18 protein-coding genes and 3 tRNA genes are annotated in these 21,503 nt (G+C 49.4%); 18 read left to right on the top strand and 3 right to left on the bottom strand.

Translation table 11 applies throughout. The features are described from left to right. The first annotated feature begins 14 nt into the window (after positions 1-14). The 6 genes from tsf to LW808_001515 all read left to right on the top strand — a co-directional run bounded on the left by tsf (position 15) and on the right by LW808_001515 (position 5,946). On the top strand, positions 15-605 hold the full coding sequence (gene tsf, locus LW808_001540; protein UPA28733.1) for a translation elongation factor Ts: 591 nt from the start codon (positions 15-17) through the stop codon (positions 603-605). A gap of 90 nt (positions 606-695) precedes the next feature. After that, positions 696-1,604, top strand: a complete 909-nt coding sequence (tal, locus tag LW808_001535) for a transaldolase (GenBank protein UPA28732.1) — start codon at positions 696-698, stop codon at positions 1,602-1,604. Further along, positions 1,601-2,599, top strand: a complete 999-nt coding sequence (locus tag LW808_001530; protein UPA28731.1) for a bifunctional oligoribonuclease/PAP phosphatase NrnA — start codon at positions 1,601-1,603, stop codon at positions 2,597-2,599. Before tal ends, LW808_001530 begins: the two co-directional genes overlap by 4 nt. Continuing rightward, positions 2,596-3,282: a tRNA pseudouridine(55) synthase TruB gene (gene truB / locus LW808_001525; protein UPA28730.1), complete on the top strand. Its 687-nt coding sequence runs from the start codon at positions 2,596-2,598 to the stop codon at positions 3,280-3,282. The genes LW808_001530 and truB overlap by 4 nt, the downstream gene beginning before the upstream one ends. After that, a complete protein-coding gene (locus tag LW808_001520) occupies positions 3,282-3,869 on the top strand; it encodes an adenylyltransferase/cytidyltransferase family protein (GenBank protein UPA28729.1) in 588 nt (195 codons plus the stop codon). The genes truB and LW808_001520 overlap by 1 nt, the downstream gene beginning before the upstream one ends. Positions 3,870-3,873: 4 nt before the next feature. Further along, positions 3,874-5,946 (top strand): ATP-dependent helicase, encoded by a 2,073-nt coding sequence (locus tag LW808_001515; protein ID UPA28728.1) that lies wholly within the window; start codon positions 3,874-3,876, stop codon positions 5,944-5,946. On the opposite strand, the gene LW808_001510 is transcribed toward LW808_001515, so the two are convergent. The 3 genes from LW808_001510 to LW808_001500 form a co-directional block, all read right to left on the bottom strand. Continuing rightward, positions 5,917-5,993, bottom strand: a tRNA-Pro gene (locus LW808_001510). The two genes, LW808_001515 and LW808_001510, sit on opposite strands and share 30 nt — an antisense overlap. 40 nt (positions 5,994-6,033) lie before the next feature. Further along, entirely contained in the window at positions 6,034-6,723 is a 690-nt protein-coding gene (locus LW808_001505) for a hypothetical protein (protein UPA28727.1), read from the bottom strand. Then, complete coding sequence (locus LW808_001500; protein ID UPA28726.1) at positions 6,710-7,615, bottom strand: NAD(P)-dependent oxidoreductase; 906 nt, start codon at positions 7,613-7,615, stop codon at positions 6,710-6,712. The genes LW808_001505 and LW808_001500 overlap by 14 nt, the downstream gene beginning before the upstream one ends. Positions 7,616-7,788: 173 nt before the next feature. Between LW808_001500 and LW808_001495 the strand changes: the two genes are divergently transcribed. From LW808_001495 to trpB, 12 genes are all read left to right on the top strand, one after another. After that, positions 7,789-7,864, top strand: a tRNA-Thr gene (locus tag LW808_001495). A 26-nt stretch (positions 7,865-7,890) separates the two neighbouring features. Beyond that, positions 7,891-9,081: an elongation factor Tu gene (gene tuf / locus LW808_001490; protein ID UPA28725.1), complete on the top strand. Its 1,191-nt coding sequence runs from the start codon at positions 7,891-7,893 to the stop codon at positions 9,079-9,081. Positions 9,082-9,133: 52 nt separating this feature from the next. Beyond that, positions 9,134-9,210: transfer RNA gene (locus tag LW808_001485), tRNA-Trp, on the top strand. A gap of 9 nt (positions 9,211-9,219) precedes the next feature. Beyond that, on the top strand, positions 9,220-9,435 hold the full coding sequence (gene secE / locus LW808_001480; GenBank protein ID UPA28724.1) for a preprotein translocase subunit SecE: 216 nt from the start codon (positions 9,220-9,222) through the stop codon (positions 9,433-9,435). A gap of 56 nt (positions 9,436-9,491) precedes the next feature. Continuing rightward, positions 9,492-10,046 (top strand): transcription termination/antitermination protein NusG, encoded by a 555-nt coding sequence (nusG, locus tag LW808_001475; protein UPA28723.1) that lies wholly within the window; start codon positions 9,492-9,494, stop codon positions 10,044-10,046. A gap of 6 nt (positions 10,047-10,052) precedes the next feature. Further along, positions 10,053-10,478, top strand: a complete 426-nt coding sequence (gene rplK, locus LW808_001470) for a 50S ribosomal protein L11 (GenBank protein ID UPA28722.1) — start codon at positions 10,053-10,055, stop codon at positions 10,476-10,478. 50 nt (positions 10,479-10,528) lie between these two features. Beyond that, positions 10,529-11,221: a 50S ribosomal protein L1 gene (gene rplA / locus LW808_001465; GenBank protein ID UPA28721.1), complete on the top strand. Its 693-nt coding sequence runs from the start codon at positions 10,529-10,531 to the stop codon at positions 11,219-11,221. Between the two features lie 10 nt (positions 11,222-11,231). Then, on the top strand, positions 11,232-11,747 hold the full coding sequence (gene rplJ / locus LW808_001460) for a 50S ribosomal protein L10 (GenBank protein ID UPA28720.1): 516 nt from the start codon (positions 11,232-11,234) through the stop codon (positions 11,745-11,747). 83 nt (positions 11,748-11,830) lie between these two features. Continuing rightward, positions 11,831-12,214, top strand: coding sequence for a 50S ribosomal protein L7/L12 (gene rplL, locus LW808_001455; GenBank protein ID UPA28719.1), 384 nt, complete (start codon positions 11,831-11,833; stop codon positions 12,212-12,214). Between the two features lie 108 nt (positions 12,215-12,322). Further along, on the top strand, positions 12,323-16,087 hold the full coding sequence (rpoB, locus tag LW808_001450; GenBank protein UPA28718.1) for a DNA-directed RNA polymerase subunit beta: 3,765 nt from the start codon (positions 12,323-12,325) through the stop codon (positions 16,085-16,087). Positions 16,088-16,099: 12 nt separating this feature from the next. Beyond that, the gene (gene rpoC, locus LW808_001445) at positions 16,100-20,236 is read left to right on the top strand and encodes a DNA-directed RNA polymerase subunit beta' (protein ID UPA28717.1); all 4,137 of its coding nucleotides are present in this window, start codon (positions 16,100-16,102) and stop codon (positions 20,234-20,236) included. 34 nt (positions 20,237-20,270) lie between these two features. Next, the gene (trpB, locus tag LW808_001440; GenBank protein UPA28837.1) at positions 20,271-21,503 is read left to right on the top strand and encodes a tryptophan synthase subunit beta; all 1,233 of its coding nucleotides are present in this window, start codon (positions 20,271-20,273) and stop codon (positions 21,501-21,503) included.

Here is a 21,503-nt window from a genome sequence, read left to right as displayed (position 1 = left end):
CAAAGAGTTCAAAAATGGTAGAAGTAACGGCAAAGATGGTGAGTGACTTGCGTTCTAGTACTGGCGCAGGTTTTGTAGATTGCAAACAGGCGCTTGTTGAAGCGAACGGTGACTTTGAGGAGGCGGTAACGATTCTCAAGAAAAAGGGCATTGCGACAGCGGCTAAAAAGGCAGGTCGTGAAGCAACTGAAGGAATTATCGAGTCTTATATTCATGCAGGAGGTCGTATCGGTGTTTTATTAGAGCTCCGCTGTGAGACGGATTTTGTCGCCAAGAATTCTGAGTTCCAGAGCCTCGCAAAGGATATTTGCATGCACATTGCGGCTTCGAGTCCGTTATATGTAAGCCGCGAAGAAGTACCGTCAGAGATTCTCGACAAAGAACGTGAAATTGCAGCGGCACAAGCAGCGGGTAAACCGCAGAATGCGATCGATCGCATCGTCGAAGGAAAATTGGATAAGTGGTTTCAACAGGTTTGTTTACTGGAGCAACCCTTCATTAAAGACCAAGACAAAACCGTTCAAGAGACGATTGCTTCGTTGGTTGCGGTCATTGGAGAAAATATCCAGGTCGGTCGCTTTACGCGTTTTCAGATTGGCGAGTAGCAAGCAATTGAAAAACATTTTGTCCGGAGTTCGCAAGACCTCCGGATTTTTCGTGTTTGTCTTTCGCCCCGTGTGCTTTAAGAAAAATCTATGAGCTTACTAGAAGCGTTGCGCCAACGATCGATTGTGGTTGCCGATACTGGAGATCTCGACGCGATCCGCCAGTTTCAGCCGCGTGATGCGACAACCAATCCTTCAATTATTTTAAAATCTGTTTTATCGCGACCGGAGTTACTCAAACATATCGGATCTGTTGCTCGAAATGATCCGCGTGTTTTAAGGGCGGTTGATGAATTATTGGTCACGATTGGTGGCGAGATTTTAGAGATTATCCCCGGACGAGTTTCAACGGAGGTCGATGCGCATTTATCTTTTGATACAGAGGCAACGGTTGCGCGCGCACAACATTTAATGGAACTTTACGAGCAACACGGCATCGATCGATCACGTGTCTTGATTAAAATCGCTGCAACTTGGGAAGGTATCCGGGCAGCGGAAATACTGGAGCAACAGGGAATCCACTGTAACATGACGTTGATTTTTGCTCTCGAACAAGCCGTAGCATGCGCAGAGGCCGGAGTAACGCTGATTTCGCCCTTTGTTGGACGGATTTTAGATTGGTACCAGTTGCACGATCCCGATCAAAAAGAGGATCCTGGGGTTGCTTCCGTTCGGCAGATTTATCAATACTACAAGCATTTTGGTTACAAGACGGAGGTGATGGCGGCTAGTTTCCGTAATATCGATGAAATTACCGCTTTGTCCGGGTGTGATTTGTTGACGATTAGCCCGAAATTTTTACAAGAGTTGTCGCAGATGGAGGGAAATCTGTCGGATATTTCAAAAAACACGGGTGCGCTATCGAAAATCCACCTCACGGAAAGCGAATTCCGCCTGCGTATGAATGAAAATGCGATGGCGACGGAAAAGTTATCGGAGGGGATTCGGAAGTTTTGTACGGATATTCGGACGCTGGAGGACCTCGTTGCAAAGGCATGATAGAAACAGAGAGATTTGAGGGCGCGGCACGCTTTTTCGAGGCCTGTCGTGCTTTAAAAAATAAACGTGTTGGGATTTTAGGCCACCTCAGACCTGACGGCGATTGTCTTGGTGCCCAGATTTTATTGCATGAGGTGTTGGAAGGTTGTGGCGCTGTCCCATTATTGGGTCTATCGGATGATTATATTGCCGAAAATCTCCGCTGGCTTACAGAAGATCTAACGTTTATGCGTCCTGAAGATATGTGTGCGGACGCGTATGTTTTTGTGGACTGCGGTGCGAAGTCGCGCGGCGGAGATTTCGCCAAAAAGATACGTTCTGTTGTGCTATCGGTGGATCACCATATTTCGGGAGAGGCTTTTGCAAAAGAAAATTTTCTGTTCCCCGAAGCATCGGCGACGTGCGAGATTTTAGCCGATTTTTGTGACCAGCAGCATTGGGAATTGCCTCCACGTGTGGCCCAAGCGCTTTATGTCGGCATTGTCACCGATACGGGAAAGTTCAGCTACGCTTCGACGACAGCGCTCACACTTTATCTTGCGTCGCGATTGGCGTCTGCGGGCGCGGATCCGCATGAAATTTTTGTTCGTATTTACCAGAATGAGCCACGAGCAAAGTTCGCACTGCTGCAGCGTTTCTTAGCATCGATGCGCTTTTATCTCGATGGAACGGTGTGTACCGGTAACATCACCGAGGAGGATTACTGTGCGACGGGAACGACGGCCGATGATACCGAAGGGTTTGTCAATTACCCCCGTTCTATTGCGGGAGTGCGGATTGCGATCATTGCTTATACGCGCGAGGGGAGGACGCGTTTTAGTCTTCGAACCGATGAGCCCGAATTGCGGTTAGACATCTTAGCAGGAGAATTTCATGGGGGCGGACATGCTTGTGCGGCGGCCTTTACAGTGAATAGCACGTATGATGACTTCGAAAAAGTTTTTATAAATGCGTTGCAACGGCACTTGGAATTGTTCTCTAAGAGCGGCGCATGAATGGCATTTTACTTGTCGACAAACCGGAAGGCTGGACGTCACATGATGTTGTAGCAAAAATGCGCCACCATCTTGGCGTTAAAAAAATTGGCCATGCCGGGACGTTGGATCCCCTCGCGACGGGCCTTCTAATTTTACTGGTAGGGAATGCGACCAAAATTTCGCAATACGTGACCAACCAGGATAAACGCTACACGGGGACGTTTTGTTTAGGTGTTACAACGGATACTTATGATGCTGAGGGGGAGGTCATTGAGACACGCGAGGTCGATGTTACGGATGAGGCCATCACGGCTACAGCAGAAACGTTTTTAGGGGAGCAGCAACAATTACCGCCGATGTTTTCCGCTAAGAAGTGTCATGGAAAACCGCTTTATTTACTAGCGCGACAAGGACATGAAGTTGAGCGTAAGCCCTGTTCCGTTCGCATTGATGAATTTGAGATTACCAAAATTGCGTTGCCGCATGTTGCATTTGATATCCTCTGTTCGAAAGGCACTTATGTACGGACTTTAGCGCATGATTTCGGGAAAAAACTCGGTTGCGGCGCGTACCTTTTGCAGTTACGGCGGACGCAGACGGGAAATTTTTCGATTGATCAGGCAACGTCGCTCACGGAACTATTGGAACTCGACCGAATATCGATTGAGCCACTGCTTTTGCCGATTACGGATATTTTGTAATGCGGCATTTGCGGACAGCAGGCGATGAACGGGTCATCGATGAACCCATCGTACTGGCGATTGGTGCATTTGATGGGATCCACCTGGGGCATCAGGCGGTCATCCGAGCCGCCAAGAATGTTGCCGAGGAATTGGGGGCGCATTCAGCTGTTTATACGTTTACACCGCATCCGTCCGTCATTGTTGGCCGACCGAAAACGATGATTTTGACGCCGGAACAAAAAAAGGAGCGCATTATGCTCACTGGGGTCGATTTTTTGATCGAGCAGCAGTTCGATATGGCTTTTAGTCAGACGCCGGCAGATCAGTTTCTTGCATTATTAAGAAAAAAATTCCCCAAGATCTGTGGAGTTTCTGTTGGAGAGGATTTTCACTTTGGTGCAGGTAATTATGGTAGTGCCTACGCTTTGCGGCAAAATGCAGTGGAGATGACGGTCCATATTCAGTCATTTATCATGATGGATGGACAACGCGTCAGTAGCTCGGCGATCCGTGAAAGTCTCCAGGCGGGGCAGGTCGAAAAAGCGAACCGTATGTTGGGATATTCGATAAGCGTTGCCAAAGCCAATAAGGGGCGTTTGTTTTAAAAAAATGGCGATCGCGTTTCAAGAAGAGCTCAATGCCGAGCAATACGAGGCCGTTATTTCTAGAAGTCCGACAAACCTCATTTTGGCTGGTGCCGGTACCGGGAAAACGCGTACGTTGACTTATCGCGTAGCGTGGTTGCTCTCACAGGGCGTTGCTCCTGAAAATATCCTTTTATTGACGTTTACCAATAAAGCGGCCCGGGAAATGCTCCAGCGTGTCGAAGCGCTAACGGGCGTTGAAAGTGTCCTTTTTTATGGTGGGACATTTCATCATATTTGCCAACGGCTGTTGAGGAGGCATCTCGAGCATCCGAATTTTGCAATCCTGGATGAGGACGACGCGCTCGCACTTTTTAATGAAGCGATTCGTGATGTCGCGCCGGAGTTTTCGAAGAACAAAAATAACCCGACGGGCCGCGTACTCTTTGAAATCGTCAGCTATGCCCGTAATTCGATGCGTTCCATCAACTATGTCATTGAAGAGCGCCATCCGTATATGATCGATCACGCCGGTGTTTTAAACCAGTTCGTTGACCGTTACCAAGCGATTAAAGAAGAGCAGAACGTATTCGATTACGACGATCTCCTATGTCGGTTTGTGCAGATTTTGAACGACGATCCCGAGATCGCGATGCAGTATAGCCATCAATTTCAGCATATTCTTGTCGATGAGTACCAGGATACAAATCCGATTCAGCTCAAGATGGTCGATTTAATGGCGCGCGACGAACAACTGTTTGCGGTTGGCGATGATGCGCAATGCATTTATACCTGGCGTGGGGCGGATATTCGCAGCATCACGGAATTTTCTAAAAAATATCGCCAGACGAAAGTCACCAAAATCCAAACCAATTACCGCAGTACGCCGGAAATTTTAGCGCTTGCCAACGAGATTCCAGTTTCAGAAAAATTCGAATACACCAAAATTCTCCGTTCGACGAAAGCGAGTTTTCATCGGCCTTGGCTCGTTTCGGTGCTTGATGCACGTCAACAAGCGAGCTTTATTATTAAACGCATTATGGGTTTACAAGGGGAGGGCTATTCACTTTCCGACATTGCGGTGCTTTACCGTGCGCACTACCAGTCGATGGAGCTTCAGATAGAGCTTTCGAGAAACAACATTCCTTACACAATTACGAGCGGTATACGCTTTTTCGAGCAAGCGCATGTGAAAGACGTTTTAGCGTTTTTGCGCTTTGTAGTGAATCCTAATGACGCGCGTGCTTTTATCCGTTTATTGTGTCGATTCCCACGTGTAGGCGAAAAGACTGCCGAGCGGCTTTTATGGACGTTCCATGCTCGGGCCGAAGCGACAAAGAAAAACATCTTTGAGCTTTTTGATGATGCTGAGGTAATTGCTAAAATACCGCCGACAGCGCTCGAATTTTGGTGGCCGCTACGGAGGGTTTTAACGGGCCTCTACCAGGGATCGACGGCATTTCGTCCCGATGATCCACCCGCTCCCTTACCCGAAGATCTCTTTGTGTATGCTGCGCAAAAAAATGAAGTCAAAGCGCCAATCGTCGAACCCTTTGAGAACATCGGTCAGATGATCGATTTTATCTTAGATGGGGAATATATGGATTATCTCCAAAAGACGTATTCGAATTGGCAGACGCGGTGTGATGATCTTTCGGGGTTTTCGGTCTTTTGTAATAAATTTCAGGATCTATCGGAACTCATTCAACAGGTAACGCTCTTACAGTCCGAATCTAATGAGACGGGTGAGGAGGCACTGCCAACGCTTCGATTAAGTACGATTCACCAGGCGAAGGGGCTTGAGTTTGGGGCGGTTTTTGTGCTCAATCTTAATGAAAATAGCTTTCCACTTAAACGTTCTATTGAGGCAGATGACCTCGGCGAAGAGCGGCGATTATTTTATGTAGCGGTGACGCGTGCGAAACGAGAGCTTTATCTATGCGTTCCCAGTCAAGTGGTTGTGGATCAGAAGAAAACACGCTTTCCGATTCCGCTGCAACAAAGCCGTTTCTTAAATGAAGTGAGCCACAAGACCTACGAGGTTTTAGAAATTACACGTCCACGTGTATGGTCGGGGCGACCGGGTTCGAACCGATGACCTCATGTACCCAAAACATGCGCTCTGCCAGGCTGAGCTACGCCCCGTTGTCGCGGTAACCAATTGAATCCGAAGAAAATGGCAATCTTAAACTCGTTCGAGTGATTCGATACGATTCACGTAGTGCCCTTGTTCGTTTTGCTGGAGATAGGGATCGCGTTGATCGAGTGAGGGGATTGTAAAGGGCGCTCGGTCAACTTGTTCTTCGTCGATGAAATCAATGGGGTCGAGATCATCAAAGATGAGCGCCATCCGACGCGGTTGCGGATCAAAAAGTCCACTCAGATCTCCGATTTTATGCTTCGAGAGACGTTGGATCGTCAATGGATAGCATTTTTTCTTCTTACACTGATCCATCAGGGCTTGGACAACGTTTTTCAAAAAAACTTCTGATTCGTCGATGAGGAGGAGATCCGCAAAATGAGCCATCGCATCGCAGAGATTGCTGTGTATATTTTCAAAGAAGGGTGCATCGAGGACAGAAATGCTTCGGAGTACGTCAAACCCATACCGTTGATGGAATCGGAAGAGTGCATGCATCTGTTCCGCTAAGTGCGCTTCCGCGGAGACTAGAAATGTTACCGGTGTTTCACCGTCTTGTGGAAAATCGTCCCAGGGGAAAAAGTTCAGCTCCGTATTGTTTTGTTGAAAATCATCTATATTGGCAACATGGAGTAGGGGCGGTAGGTTGAGGATTTCTAAAAGATCGGTGAGTGTGGTCGCCCAGTGGTGCCCGTGTGTATTGAGGAGGAAGATGTAGCACTTAACGTTTCCCATGGTGTTGAAGCCAGTCTGAAGTCGAACTGATCATGTAGTCGAGATCGGGGTATTGCAAGTGCCAATTGAGCTCACGTTGCGCACGGTAGGTGTCGATGCGTGTCGGTGCATGATTGTTGGGAACTTTTTTGACTTCAGCGAGAGATTGATGCAGAACGGTCGCTACCTTTTCAAGAAACTCCGGGCAGGGAGTGACGTCTGGAGCAGTGATATTGTAAATGCTGTGCTCTTTATGATTGAGTGAAGCAAGTGCGAGCATGATCGCTTGAACGACATCTTCCACGTGCACAAATGCATACGGGCGATCGTAAATCGGTTTTGATTGAAAGAGACGACTCAAGAGGGGATGACCTAAAGCACTTGCGGGGGCCATCGGATTGGCTCCTAAAACATCGCCGAGCCGGAGAATAACATACCGTAATCCGTGGGCTTCGGCAAATGCGGAAATCATCGATTCGGCCGCGTATTTGACCTTGCCAAAGGTTGTCGAGGGATAGGGTGTTAGATCTTCTCGGGCGCGTATGTGTGCGGAAGGTGCATAGACTTGAGTCGTTGAGAGATAGACAAATTTTTTGACGTTCTTTTCGGCAGCCGCGGCGAGTAAAAACAGCAGTCCAAAGAGATCGTTGCTGTAGAGCTTCGCGGGATCTTGAGCCCAGTTGGGAAAGTCGTTGGAGCCGGAGGCATAGAGGATACATTCAATACCATGGTCCTGAAAAATTTGTTTCAGAAGAAATTGATTTCCTGCATCCCCGCGGTATGTTTTTTCAAATAAGGTTAGATCGGAAATTGGAAAAAAATCGATCCCAAAGAGCGTATGTTCTGCGGAACGTAGCCGCTTTGCACAGTGTGTAGCAATATAGCCTGCGGCGCCCGTCATTAAAATGTTCATCCGGTAGCCTTATCTAGTCATTTTTAAAAAAAGATCAATGGAACTGAAAATAATCGACAGGGCGTACGATTTCAGAATACATCGGTGTAAGAAAAAAGATTGACCCGGGGACGGAAGATTTACAGATTCAGCGCCTAGGGAGCGATGTCTCTTCGGGCGACGCGGTTCCGTTAGCCCTTGTAGCTCAGTTGGTAGAGCGCATCCTTGGTAAGGATGAGGTCGGCGGTTCAAGTCCGCTCGGGGGCTCCATCGCAACTTTTATTTAAGGATTATTCATGGCAAAAGAAACATTCGAGAGAAAGAAGCCTCACGTTAATGTGGGAACGATTGGTCACGTCGACCACGGTAAATCGACCTTGACGACCGCAATCCTCAAAGTGCAATCCGATAAGGGACTCGCGGAATTTAAGTCCTATGCGGATGTGACTAAAGGAGGTACCGTCCGTGACTCTACAAAAACGGTTACGATCGCGGTATCACACGTCGAGTACGAAACGGATAAGCGGCACTATGCCCACGTCGACTGCCCAGGACACGCAGACTTCGTTAAAAATATGATTACCGGTGCGGCCCAGATGGATGGTGCGATCCTCGTTGTCAGTGCTGCAGATGGTCCGATGCCGCAGACCCGCGAGCATATCCTTTTAGCCCGTCAGGTTGGAGTCCCGAAATTGGTCGTATTTTTAAATAAGGTCGACCTGCTCGATGATTCGGAACTCCTCGACCTCGTCGAAATGGAAATCCGTGACCTTTTGAACAAATACGAATATGACGGAGACAATATCACCGTTATTCGTGGTTCTGCACTGGCAGCCCTAGAAGGTAAGCCGGAAGGGGTAGCTGCAATTGGTCAGCTTCTCGATGCTTTAGATTCCGAGATTCCGGAACCTCAACGCGATGTGGATAAACCATTCTTAATGTCCGTTGAAGACGTCTTTTCCATTACCGGTCGTGGTACGGTTGCAACAGGTCGTATCGAGCGTGGAACAATTAAGGTTGGTGAAGAAGTTGAAATCGTCGGTCTTGGTGAAACGAAAAAGACAACCTGTACCGGTGTTGAAATGTTCCGTAAGCTCCTCGATGAAGGGCGTGCAGGCGATAACGTCGGACTCCTTCTTCGTGGCTTAGAGAAAAAAGAAGTCGAGCGTGGTCAGGTGATTGCCAAACCGAAAAGTATTACACCGCACTTCAAGGCGAAAGCTGAAATTTACGTTCTCACGAAAGAGGAAGGTGGCCGTAAGACTCCATTTTTCAGCGGATACCGTCCTCAGTTCTTCTTCGGAACAGCAGATGTAACGGGTGTGACAACGCTTCCGGAAGGCCGTGAAATGGTGATGCCAGGCGATAACCTCAACCTAACGATCGATCTCCAAAAGACGATCGCGATGGAAAAGGGGCAACGTTTTGCAATCCGTGAAGGTGGTCATACGATTGGTGCTGGCCGTATTACCGAAATTATTGAGTAACGTAAAAATAATTGACACGAGATTTAAAAGGTGCCTTTTAATGAACCGTGCTAGGGGAATAGCTCAATTTGGCAGAGCAGTGGTCTCCAAAACCAAAGGTTGGGGGTTCGAGTCCCTCTTCCCCTGCCAGGTATAGCGATGAAGAATCCGTTTAGAAAGTTAGGGGTGTTTTTCGGGGAGGTCGTCGGCGAACTTCGTAAAGCGACGTGGCCGACCCCGAAGGAGTGCCGTCACTATGTCGCCGTCGTTCTTATTGGAATGGCGCTCTTAGGGAGTTACGTTGCGATGGTCGATTTTTCGCTTATCCAGGTGGTCGATCTCTTCAGTAACTGGATGCGCGGAGCGCTTGGATGATTGGTGTTGATGGGGAATATCCGAGGTTTAGGAGGTAGTGAGTGGTCATAGCGACGATGCAGGATTCCCGGTGGTACGCGCTTCAGGTTTATTCGAACCAGGAAGCGAAGGTCAAGCTGTACCTTGATAAGTTTGCCGAGCATGAGGGAGTTGCAATCGAAGAAGTACTCGTTCCCTCGGAAAAGGTCATCGAAATCAAGAACGGGAAAAAATATCATCGGACAAAAAAGTTCTACCCGGGCTACGTCTTTATCAAGATGAAGCTCTATGATGACCACGATCAGCTGTTACAGTCACAGTGGTACTTTGTTCGCAATGCACAGGGGGTCTTGAACTTTGTAGGGGGCGATAAACCTGTTCCATTACGTGAGGACGAGGTTAAGCGAATTTTAGCGCAAGCGAAGGCGGCAGAAACCGCGGCGCCGGTCCGTCGAGTTGCATTTGAAGTTGGGGATAAGGTTAAAATTACCGATGGTCCGTTTAAGGACTCGGTCGGTGCGATTACGGAGATTGATTTAGAAGCGGGAAAGATGCAGGTTTCGGTATCGCTATTTGGACGGGATACGCCGATTGAATTAGAATTTTGGCAGGCAGAAAGGGTTGTTGAGTAAAAAACTATGGCAAAAAAGGTCGTTAAGCAAATTAAGTTACAGTTACCTGCGGGAGTGGCAAATCCGGCACCTCCGGTAGGCCCGGCACTCGGTGCGGCCGGTGTAAACATCATGGGCTTCTGTAAGGAATTTAACGCAAAAACCAAAGATATGGCGGGTATGGTCATTCCCGCGGTGATCTCGGTGTATGCGGATCGCTCATTTTCATTCATTTTAAAATCACCGCCGGCGTCGGTCCTCTTACAAAAAGCAGCGGGTGTTGCTAAGGGTTCCGGTGTTCCGAATCGGAATAAAATCGGTAAGGTGACGCGTAAACAGCTCGAAGAAATCGTCGAAGTCAAGAAGGCCGATCTCAATGTCGAAGATGTTGACGCTGCGCGCCGGATGATCGAAGGAACCGCCCGGAGTATGGGAATTGAGGTCGTCGCGTAAAACGCTTGACAAGCACCAGAATTGCGGTAGCGGTAGACGGTAATTTGTTTATGAAAAAACGAAGCAAGCGTCAGAGACAAGGGCAGGAGGTCGCTGATTTAAGTCAGTACTTTTCTGTAGAAAATGCCGTTGCACTGCTCGAAAAAATGCCGAAGGCTCGTTTTGATGAGACGGTGGAGCTCTCGTTCCATCTCGGGGTTGATCCGAAGCAGAGTGACCAGATGGTCCGCGGGGTTGTTAGTCTTCCGAACGGTAGTGGAAAAAAAGTACGTGTTCTCGTATTTACCGAAAAGCCAGAAGAGGCCCTTTCGGCTGGAGCAGACTTTGCAGGTCTCGAAGATCTAATCGAAAAAATCCAGGGCGGTTGGCTCGACTTTGATGTCGCGATTTCCACCACCTCAGCGATGAAGCAAGCGCGCAATGTCGCGCGTATTCTCGGTCCTCGTGGGATTATGCCGAATCCGAAATCCGGAACGGTTTCTGACGACGTCGTCAGTGTAATCCATGAAGTGAAGGCTGGACGCGTTGAGTTCAAGATGGATAAGACAGGCAGCATGTCGGTAGTAGTCGGTAAGCGTTCGTTTGATGCGCCTAAGTTAACCGAAAATATCCGCGTTGCGGTCGATGCGATCCTAAAAGCGAAACCAGCAAGTGTTTCCGGTAATTTTGTGAAAAGTGCGGTCTTGACGGCGACAATGTCTCCGGGTATTAAGTTAGAACCGTCGGTTTATAGCGCTGCATAGGGAGGAAAAGATGAGAGCGGAAAAAGCATTTTTAGTCGAAGAGGTTTCGAGTCACCTTGGGAGGTCCGATTACGTCTACTTGGCGAATTTCACCGGTGTGACAGTAGCTGCAATTTCAGCGTTGCGCAAAGATCTCGCGAAGGATGGTGCCGAGTGCCATATCGTTAAAAATAACATTTTAAAGATCGCACTTCAGGAAAGCGGCTGTGAGGCGTTGGACGCTGCTTGCTTCGAGGGGCATACAGCGATTATCACTGGGGGTGAAAACCCATCGGGCGTCGCAAAAACGCTGTTCCAGTTCGCCAAGGGCAACGACGATAAGATGCCGGTCAAAGGCGGTGCATTGTCGAAACACGTCCTATCGGCTGCGGAAATTAAGGCACTCTCCGAGCTTCCGTCACTCGAGGTTCTTCGGGCTCAAGTCCTGGCGCTCTTCAATACGCCGGCGCAGCAGTTGGTTCGGGTACTCAACGCAGTACCTCAGGGGGTCGTCAACGTATTACAGGCAAAGGCGCAAAAGGAATAATTTTCTTACGAGAGAGGGATTTAGGAGTTTGTGCTCTTAAATGGCTACGGTTAGCCGCTAAGTTCGTCTCAGGAGGATAAAAAATGGCAGAAATTACAAAAGATCAGGTTATCGAGTGGTTAAGTAAGCAGTCTGTTTTAGAGATTGCGGGGCTCGTCAAAGAGCTTGAAGAGAAATGGGGCGTCAGTGCGAGTGCACCGGTCGCGGCAGTTGCGATGCCGGCAGGTGGTGGTGCGGCCGAAGCGAAAGAGGAGAAGACCGAGTTTGACGTCGTTCTTTCCGCAGCGGGCGATAATAAGATCAACGTCATCAAAGAGGTTCGTGCGATTACCGGCCTAGGCTTAAAGGAGGCAAAAGACCTCGTCGATGGTGCGCCCAAGACCGTCAAGGAAGCCGTTTCGAAGACGGAAGCCGAGGAGATGAAAAAGAAACTCGAAGCGGCCGGCGCCAAAGTGGAACTCAAGTAGTCACGGTGTTCCCCTAAAGAGAGAAGCTACAGTTTTGTGGGACGTCATGTCCTGCAGAGCTGTTTTGTTGTTATATGAAGAGATTACATTTCGTTATTTTTTGCGTGTATGGCTGATAGAATTAACTTCGGTAAGTTGGCAGAGGTCGTAAGTCCGCCCAATTTCATAGAAAATCAGATCAATTCTTTTAAGGAGTTTTTACAGAGTGGTGTCGCTGTTGGAAACCGGAAAAACGTCGGGATCGAGAGCGTATTTCGGGACTTTTTCCCCGTTGAGAGCTACGACGGAAAGTGCCGACTGGAGTATGTCTCCTACCGCATGGGCGAGCCTCGACATAACGAAGACTTTTGTGTCCGCGATGGGACGACCTATGGTGCATCGCTCTACGTGACCCTTCGACTATGCGAAGAAGGTGAGATGCGCGAGGAGGAAATCTACTTTGGCGAACTACCGGTTATGGGCAGCCGTGGATCCTTTGTTATCAATGGTGCTGAACGCGTCGTTGTCAGCCAGCTCCATCGCTCTCCAGGGATTAACTTCGAAGAGACGATACACGCCAGTGGAAAATCACTTCATGCTTTTCGTATTATTCCAGACCGCGGGACGTGGTTAGAAGTCCAGTTCGACCAGAGTGATTTGCTGTATGTTTATCTTGACCGTCGCCGTCGCCGCCGTAAATTTTTATTAACGACCTTACTCCGCGCGTTTGGTAATAGCTCCGACCACGATGTCCTTCGTTTGTTTTACCGAATTGAGAATAAAAAGGTCAGTGCCCTTTACTCGGCTGCCAACTTGGCAAATTACATTTTGATCGACGATGTTGTTGATGCAAAAGAAGGTGTTGTGCTTGCGCGCGCGCATGAGGTTTTATCTAAAGGACTCCTCCAGGCCTTTGAGGGAGCAGGTATCGAAAAGATTGAAGTCGTAAATGTCGAGATTGATGACGGCTTGATTGTTCGGACGCTTAAAAAAGATCCTACCAAAAATACCGAGGACGCGTTGCGGGAAATTTATAAGCGTCTCCGACCTGGAGAACCGGTGACGGCTAATAACGCCGCCGGTATGATGTCGAGACTCTTCTTAGAGCGGAAACGCTACGATTTGGGGCGCGTCGGGCGGAAGAAATTAAACCAAAAACTTGGGCTCAATAAAGATCTCGAGGATCGTTTAATTGATACTGCAGATATCGTGGCCGCGACGAAGTACCTGTGTCGGCTACGGAAGGGTGAGGAGGTCGTCGATGATATCGATCACCTCGGTAACCGTCGCGTACGTAATGTTGGTGAACTCTTGGTAAACCAGTGTCGCGCGGGATTGAGCCGAATGGAACGGCTGATCCGTGAACGTATGGCGCTCTTTGATAACAGTGTCGATACGATTGTGCCGCAGAAGCTCGTCAATCCCAAGATCTTTATGGCGGCAGTTCGGGATTTCTTTGCCCGAAGCCAACTCTCACAGTTCATGGATCAGATCAATCCGCTTTCGGAACTCGCCCACAAGCGTCGTCTATCGGCATTGGGCCCTGGAGGTCTGAGCCGGGAGCGCGCGGGATTTGAGGTCCGCGATGTGCACATGTCGCATTATGGTCGGATCTGCCCGATCGAGACTCCGGAAGGTCCCAATATCGGTCTCATTAACTCGTTAAGTATTTTTGCGCGTGTCAACGAATTTGGTTTCATAGAGACGCCGTACCGTGTGGTTAAAAAAGGGAAGGTAACGGACGAGGTCGTATATCTTGACGCGACGGACGAAGCGGGGCATATTATTGCCCAAGCAAACTCGGAGATGGACAAAAATGGCCATCTGTTAGGACTCGTTGCCGCTCGTCAACGCGATATGATTCTCGAGGTCGAACCCGAGAAGGTGGATTACATGGATGTGTCGCCGAAGCAGGTCATTTCCGTAGCGGCGGGTCTGATTCCGTTCCTAGAGCACGATGATACCTCACGGGCGTTGATGGGATCGAACATGCAACGTCAGGGGGTTCCGTTATTGTCGCCAGAGGCTCCATTTGTTGGGACTGGTCTCGAGCGGAAAGCTGCGGTTGATTCAAAAAGCGTTGTATCGTCACTCAGCGAAGGTGTTGTGGCATCGGTGGATGCGACGCGGATCGTGGTCACGCCTGATGGGACATTGCCTAAAAAGTTCGACGCTAAGGGGAATCCCAACGCCGGGATTTTTGTTTATAATTTGCGTAAATTTATCCGTTCGAACGCGGCGACGTGCTTTAATCAGCGGCCAATTGTTCAAAAGGGACAAAAGGTCCAGATCGGGGACCCATTAGCGGATGGCGCAGGAACAGATCAGGGCGAGCTTGCGTTGGGAAGAAACGTATTGGTCGCATTCATGCCGTGGAATGGGTACAACTTCCAAGACGCAATCATTTTAAGTGACCGCCTCGTGAAGGAGGATGTCTTTACCTCAGTTCACATCGAAGAGTTCGAGGTGATCGCACGCGATACGAAGCTTGGAGCGGAAGAGATTACCCGTGATATCCCGAATGTCGGCGATGAGGCGCTGAAGAATTTGAACCGCGATGGGATTATTCGTATTGGTGCGGAGGTCAAAGCGGGTGATATTCTTGTCGGAAAGATTACACCCAAAAGCGAAACCGATCTCGCCCCAGAAGAGAAACTATTGCGGGCGATCTTTGGGGAAAAAGCGGCCGACGTTAAAGATACGTCGTTGCTCGTCCCACCGGGGTGCGAGGGGATCGTGATGGACGTCAAGTTTTCGAGCAATATTGATCACGAAAAGGAAGAAGCTTCGGAGTCCGATATCCGTCGTCGCGTTAAGAAGGCGAATGAGGAGTTTCGGGGTCAGCTTGAGCGCTTACAGGACGATCTTACGGAATCGCTATCGAGCATTTTGTTGGGGGAAAAGATCCCGCTCGACATTTCGAATAGCGATAGTGGCGAAGTGATCATTCCGGCGAATCGGAAAATCACCAAGACCTTATTACGGCGAATCGCGGCATGTTTTGATACGCTTTCGATTCCGGCGTCACCGGTCAAAAACCGAATTTTAGAGATCGTCGACGCATACCGCCAAAAATTTATCGATTTGGAGAACGAGCGTGTTCAGAAGATCGAAGCCATCGAGGCTGGCGATATCGGTGAGAGCGGCATTATTAAAAACGTCAAAGTTTATATCGCCAATAAACGAAAGATCCACGTCGGTGATAAGATGGCGGGACGTCACGGTAACAAGGGTGTTGTTTCAAAGGTTGTTCACCGCGAGGATATGCCATTTTTACCGGATGGGACACCAGTTGATGTTATTTTGAACCCATTGGGTGTTCCGAGCCGTATGAATGTCGGACAGGTTTTGGAGACACACCTCGGTTGGGTGTGCCAAAAGCTCGGTATCAAGATCGCGACACCGGTATTTGACGGTGTTCCAGAATCCGAAGTTCATGCGTATTTGAAAAAAGCCGGGTTACCAGAAAGCGGAAAAACGGTGCTCTACGATGGACGGACAGGAGAACCCTTTGACCAGGAAGTCGTCGTTGGGTGTATGTACATGATGAAGCTCAATCACTTAGTTGCCGATAAGATTCACGCCCGTGCCGTTGGTCCGTACAGTCTCATTACTCAGCAGCCGCTGGGCGGTAAAGCGCAGTATGGTGGGCAGCGACTGGGAGAGATGGAGGTCTGGGCGCTCGAGGCGTACGGTGCGGCGTACACATTGCAAGAAATGCTGACGATCAAATCGGATGATGTCCAAGGTCGTACGAAGGCGTATGAGTCGATCGTTAAGGGTGATAAATCGCTTCAAGCCGGGATGCCGCAGTCGTTTAATGTATTGTTAAAAGAAATCCAGAGCCTCTGTCTCGACATCCGACTCGAGCATGAGGAGGTCGCGGACGCGTAAGGAGATATTTCGATGAGTACCGAAGAAGTTAGGGAGTTTTTGGGTTTTAACCAGGAGAGCGATTTTGATACTGTAGCGATTTCGCTTGCATCGCCCGATGCGATCCGTTCGTGGTCGAAAGGCGAGGTCAAAAATCCGGAGACGATTAATTATCGGACATTTAAGCCGGAACCCGGCGGGTTATTTTGCCAACGAATTTTCGGGCCGGTGAAGGACTACGAGTGCGCTTGCGGAAAATACAAACGCATTAAGTACAAGGGTGTCGTCTGTGACCGTTGTGGCGTTGAAGTAACACTATCTAAAACGCGTCGGGAACACATGGGGCATGTCGAGCTCGCGGTGCCTATTGCGCACATCTGGTTTTTAAAGAGCTTACCCAGCCGTCTGGGGTTGTTTTTGGATATGTCGGTTCGGGATATCGAAAAGGTAGTCTACTATGAGAGCTACATGGTGACCGATCCCGGGATGACGCCGTTGAAAAAGGGGCAGCTTTTGCAAGAAGCGGAGTACGATTTATTGCGCAGCGAATACGGCGATGACGCGTTTATCGCAAAAATGGGAGCGGTTGCGGTTCGTGAGATTTTGTCGGAAATGGACCTCGAGGAGATGGTATACAACATCCAAGAGGAGATGTACGCGACCAACGCCAAGCAGACGAAAAAAAAGCTAGCGAAACGGCTCAAATTGGTCTCTGGTTTTTTGCGTTCGGGATCACGCCCGGAGTGGATGATTCTTGAAGCGCTCCCAATTTTACCGCCAGATTTGCGTCCTCTTGTTCCGCTCGATGGCGGCCGGTTTGCGACGAGCGATCTAAACGACCTCTACCGTCGGGTAATTAACCGCAATAACCGCTTAAAAAGCCTGATGCAGCTCAAGACACCGGATGTCATTATCCATAATGAGATGCGGATGCTCCAGGAAGCGGTCGATGCGCTCTTTGATAATGGACGTCATGGAAAATCCGTCCTCGGTGCTGGCAATCGTCCCTTAAAGTCGCTGGGCGATATGCTAAAAGGAAAACAGGGACGTTTTCGTCAAAATCTGCTCGGAAAGCGCGTCGACTACAGTGGCCGTTCGGTCATCGTTATCGGGCCCGAATTAAAACTACACCAATGTGGTCTTCCGAAAAAGATGGCTCTTGTGCTGTTTGAGCCCTTTATTATCCGGCGTCTTAAGGAGTTAGGTTTTGTCCACACCGTTCGAAGTGCACGGAAGATGATCGAGCGCCAAGACCCCGAAGTATGGGATATTTTAGAAGAAGTAACGCGTGAACATCCGATTCTCCTGAACCGTGCGCCGACGCTACACCGTCTTTCGATCCAGGCCTTTGAACCGATCCTCATCGAAGGAGAAGCAATTCGCCTACATCCGCTCGTTTGTACACCATTTAACGCAGACTTCGATGGTGACCAGATGGCAGTCCATGTACCGTTATCCATAGAAGCTGTGATGGAGTGTAAACTCCTGATGATGGCGACGCATAACATGTTTTCGCCGTCGAGCGGAAAGCCAATTTTGACGCCTTCGCAAGATATTATCTTGGGCATCTACTATCTCACCTACGAGCCCCGTTACGATGATTCCAAGCGCATCCCAATTATGGGAAGTGTCGAGGAAGTCCTTATGGCCGAAGCCCAAGGCGCGGTTACAAAGCATGATTGGATCTATATCGAGAACCCCGATTATGACCGCGAGACACTCTACGGGAATCGCAAGGATCGACTCCTCAAAACGACCGTTGGTCGTGTGATTTTTAATCAGATTTTCCCGAAAGATTTAGGCTTTGTGAATGTCTCTGTCGGAAAGGGTAAACTTGGGGACCTCATCATGGGTACCTACAAGGTAGCTGGACAAAAAGAGGCAGTCGCGATGCTCGATCGACTCAAAAACCTCGGGTTCTATACCGCTATGAAAGCGGGTCTCTCCATCGGAGTCAACGATATGATCGTTCCACCCGAAAAGGACGAGGTGATAGCCGATGCACGTCAAAAAGTCGACGAAGTCGATCGTCAGTTTAAGAAAGGTATTATTACCACAGGTGAACGACATAACAAGATTGTCGATATCTGGACGAATGCCACTGACGAAGTCGCGCAGGTCGTCTTCGATCGCCTGATGAAAAATGAGGGCCGCGATTACATCAACCCGGTTTACTTGATGATGGATTCTGGCGCCCGCGGTAACCGGCAGCAGGTCCGTCAGCTCTGTGGTATGCGTGGTCTCATGGCAACACCATCCGGCGAAATCATCGAGCGACCGATTCTCTCCTCGTTCCGTGAGGGTTTATCGGTTCTGGAGTACTTTATTTCAACACACGGTGCACGTAAAGGACTTGCCGATACCGCGCTCAAAACGGCCGATGCGGGATACATGACACGTAAGCTTTGTGATGTTGCGATGGATTGTATCGTAGAATGTGAAGATGATGGCAATCGAAATGGTATTTGGAAACAGGCGATCATGGATGGCGATTCCGAGGTTGTGAGTTTGCAGGAACGCATTGCCGGGCGCTGTGCGGCCGAAGATGTTACCAATCCGACCAATCCCGAAGAAAAGTTTGTTTGTAGCGGTGAACTCATTACACCAGCAATTGCCCAAAAGATCGAAGAAGCGGGGATCGAACGTGTTAAAGTTCTGTCACCATTAACCGGGATGAATAATAACGGTATCCCTGCAGTGGCATACGGAATTGATCCAGCGACAAACCAGATGGTCGCTCCGGGATCGGCCGTCGGAATTATCGCTGCACAATCAATTGGGGAACCAGGAACACAGCTAACGCTTCGAACTTTCCACGTCGGTGGTGTTGCGAATAAGTTCCTGAAAGCTCCAGAGCATCGTGCCAAGGCGGATGGTGTTCTCCATCAAGAAGGATTGAAGCTTGTTCGAACAGCTGAGGGTGCGAGTATTGTACTCAATCGGACCGGGCGGTTGATTTTATCGGATCAGCGGGGGCAGGAGATTGAAAGTTACGGAATTGTTCCAGGAACCGTTCTGTTGCAAGAGGATGGTGTGAGTGTCAAGAAAGACGACCTTATTGCGGCTTGGGATCCACATAATGTGCCGATTATCGCGGAGTTTTCCGGGCGTATCCAATTTAAAGATATCATCTCTGGCATTACGGTGAAGCGTGATATCGATGAAGCCAGCGGGCGTATTACGACAGTGGTCATTGAACACAAGGAAGAGCTTGTACCGACCATTGAGATTGTCGACGATGAGGGCAAAGTAACCGCAGCTTATCAGATTCCGACGGGGGCGCAGGTACTGGTTGAAGAAGGGAATCAGATCCTTGGAGGGTCGCTATTGGCGAAAACACCGAGATCAGCTTCTAAGACGCAGGATATTACCGGTGGTTTGCCGCGGGTAGCGGAGCTGTTTGAAGCACGTCGACCGAAAGAAGCCGCGGAGATGGCAAAGATCGATGGGGTTGTTTCGTTCGGCGGAATGATCCGTAATAAGAAGCGTGTCTGGGTGACCGATACCGAAACAGGGCATCGCGAGGAACATCTGATTCCGCATGGGACAAATCTTGTGGTCCATGAAGGTGATTTCGTGAATCGCGGGCAGAACCTGACGGAAGGTGCGGCCGATCCGCATGAGATTCTCAATATCTTGGGAGCTTCGGCAGTCCAGGAATACCTGATTTCTGAGGTTCAGAAGGTCTATCGGATGCAGGGCGTGACAATTAACGATAAACATATCGAGCTGGTGGTCGCACGGATGCTGAGAAAGGTCCGCGTAACGGATCCTGGGGATTCAGATTTCTTCTGGGGTGAGCAGATCGAAAAAGATGAGTTTTACGCCAAGAACCGGGAGATTATCGAGGCCGGCGGTAAGGCAGCGGATGCGGAACCGGTGCTGTTGGGGATTACGAAATCTTCGCTAGAGACCGAAAGCTTTATTTCGGCGGCTTCCTTCCAGGAGACGACACGTGTTTTGACGGATGCGGCAACCTTGGGGAAGGTCGATGAACTGCGTGGGTTTAAAGAGAACGTCATTATGGGACATTTGATTCCGGCGGGCAGTGGTTTGCCGACGTATCGGCGTCTCAAAGTGCAGCCAGTGGAACTTGCCGAGACGCCTGAGGCAGAAGCACCTGAGATCAGTGCGATTGATACCATGGAAGTGGTGATGTCGACGTATTGATGTTCCGGTATTCAGTGTAAAAGAAGAGTGGATGATGGATTTTTCACGTTATCTTAAAGATTATCCAGATGCGGAAGGCCGGTTTGGCAATTACGGGGGCGCTTATCTGCCCTCAGAGTTGGTGCCGGCGTTTCAGGATATCACTAAGGCTTATTGGACGGTCAGTCAATCGTCACAGTTTATCAGCGAGTTGCGCCGAATTCAGAAAGAGTTTCAGGGTCGGCCGACACCGGTTTATCATTGCGAGCGGTTGTCGAAGAAACTCGGATTGGGACAGATTTATCTCAAGCGAGAGGATCTTAACCATACCGGGGCACATAAGCTGAATCACTGTATCGGTGAAAGTTTGTTGGCGAAGTTTTTAGGCAAAAAACGTGTTATCGCAGAAACGGGGGCCGGACAGCATGGGGTGGCCATGGCGACGGCAGCAGCGTTCTTTGGTTTGGAGTGTACGATCTACATGGGAGAGGTCGATATCGAGAAACAGGCGCCAAATGTTGCCCGGATGAAGGTCTTGGGTGCCGAGGTCGTTCCGGTGACGGCAGGGCTCAAAACGCTGAAAGAGGCGGTTGATGCGGCATTTGAGGATTATCTTAAAAACTATAGAGAGACGATCTATTGTATCGGTTCAGCAGTGGGGCCGCATCCGTTCCCGATGATCGTGCGCGATTTTCAGCGGGTTGTTGGGGTGGAAGCTCGGGAGCAGTTTTTAGAGATGACTGGGACACTGCCAGATGTTGTCGTAGCCTGTGTAGGCGGCGGGAGTAATTCGATTGGGATGTTTGAGGCTTTTTTAGGGGATCCGGTTGAAATCGTTGGCGTTGAGCCATTGGGGCGTGGTGAGCAGATGGGGGATCATGCGGCGTCGATGCGTTACGGTTCGGAGGGTGTGATGCATGGATTTAACAGTATTATGCTCAAAGATCCCAAGGGCAATCCGGCGCCGGTGTATTCCATTGCAAGTGGGCTCGATTATCCATCCGTTGGTCCCGAGCATGCCTTTTTACACGATATAGGACGGGTGCAGTATGATACAGTGAGCGATGAAGAGGCAGTCGATGCGTTTTTTAAATTGTCACGCTATGAGGGAATTATTCCAGCACTTGAAAGTGCACATGCCGTTGCCTATGCGATGCGTCGTGTCAAAGATATGGATCATGGATCGATTCTGGTCAATCTAAGTGGTAGGGGAGATAAAGATCTCGATTATGTGATTGAGCATTATGGGTTCGGAGAACGTTATCGAGATTTCCCGGTACAGAAGTAA

It is taken from the genome of Verrucomicrobiota bacterium, from assembly GCA_021294815.2.
In the GTDB taxonomy this organism is placed as follows: domain Bacteria; phylum Verrucomicrobiota; class Verrucomicrobiia; order Opitutales; family LL51; genus LL51.
This window is presented reverse-complemented; position numbering and strand designations above follow the sequence as displayed.

Bases quoted from the DNA above. Each gene is read 5' to 3' on its own strand.
- rplA (UPA28721.1), top strand. From the start codon at position 10,529: ATGAAAAAACGAAGCAAGCGTCAGAGACAAGGGCAGGAGGTCGCTGAT.
- nusG (UPA28723.1), top strand. From the start codon at position 9,492: ATGCAGGATTCCCGGTGGTACGCGCTTCAGGTTTATTCGAACCAGGAA.
- tuf (UPA28725.1), top strand. From the start codon at position 7,891: ATGGCAAAAGAAACATTCGAGAGAAAGAAGCCTCACGTTAATGTGGGA.
- rplL (UPA28719.1), top strand. From the start codon at position 11,831: ATGGCAGAAATTACAAAAGATCAGGTTATCGAGTGGTTAAGTAAGCAG.
- trpB (UPA28837.1), top strand. From the start codon at position 20,271: ATGGATTTTTCACGTTATCTTAAAGATTATCCAGATGCGGAAGGCCGG.
- LW808_001520 (UPA28729.1), top strand. From the start codon at position 3,282: ATGCGGCATTTGCGGACAGCAGGCGATGAACGGGTCATCGATGAACCC.
- rpoC (UPA28717.1), top strand. From the start codon at position 16,100: ATGAGTACCGAAGAAGTTAGGGAGTTTTTGGGTTTTAACCAGGAGAGC.
- LW808_001500 (UPA28726.1), bottom strand. From the start codon at position 7,615: ATGAACATTTTAATGACGGGCGCCGCAGGCTATATTGCTACACACTGT.
- tsf (UPA28733.1), top strand. From the start codon at position 15: ATGGTAGAAGTAACGGCAAAGATGGTGAGTGACTTGCGTTCTAGTACT.
- secE (UPA28724.1), top strand. From the start codon at position 9,220: ATGAAGAATCCGTTTAGAAAGTTAGGGGTGTTTTTCGGGGAGGTCGTC.
- rplJ (UPA28720.1), top strand. From the start codon at position 11,232: ATGAGAGCGGAAAAAGCATTTTTAGTCGAAGAGGTTTCGAGTCACCTT.
- rplK (UPA28722.1), top strand. From the start codon at position 10,053: ATGGCAAAAAAGGTCGTTAAGCAAATTAAGTTACAGTTACCTGCGGGA.
- LW808_001505 (UPA28727.1), bottom strand. From the start codon at position 6,723: ATGGGAAACGTTAAGTGCTACATCTTCCTCCTCAATACACACGGGCAC.
- LW808_001530 (UPA28731.1), top strand. From the start codon at position 1,601: ATGATAGAAACAGAGAGATTTGAGGGCGCGGCACGCTTTTTCGAGGCC.
- tal (UPA28732.1), top strand. From the start codon at position 696: ATGAGCTTACTAGAAGCGTTGCGCCAACGATCGATTGTGGTTGCCGAT.
- LW808_001515 (UPA28728.1), top strand. From the start codon at position 3,874: ATGGCGATCGCGTTTCAAGAAGAGCTCAATGCCGAGCAATACGAGGCC.
- rpoB (UPA28718.1), top strand. From the start codon at position 12,323: ATGGCTGATAGAATTAACTTCGGTAAGTTGGCAGAGGTCGTAAGTCCG.
- truB (UPA28730.1), top strand. From the start codon at position 2,596: ATGAATGGCATTTTACTTGTCGACAAACCGGAAGGCTGGACGTCACAT.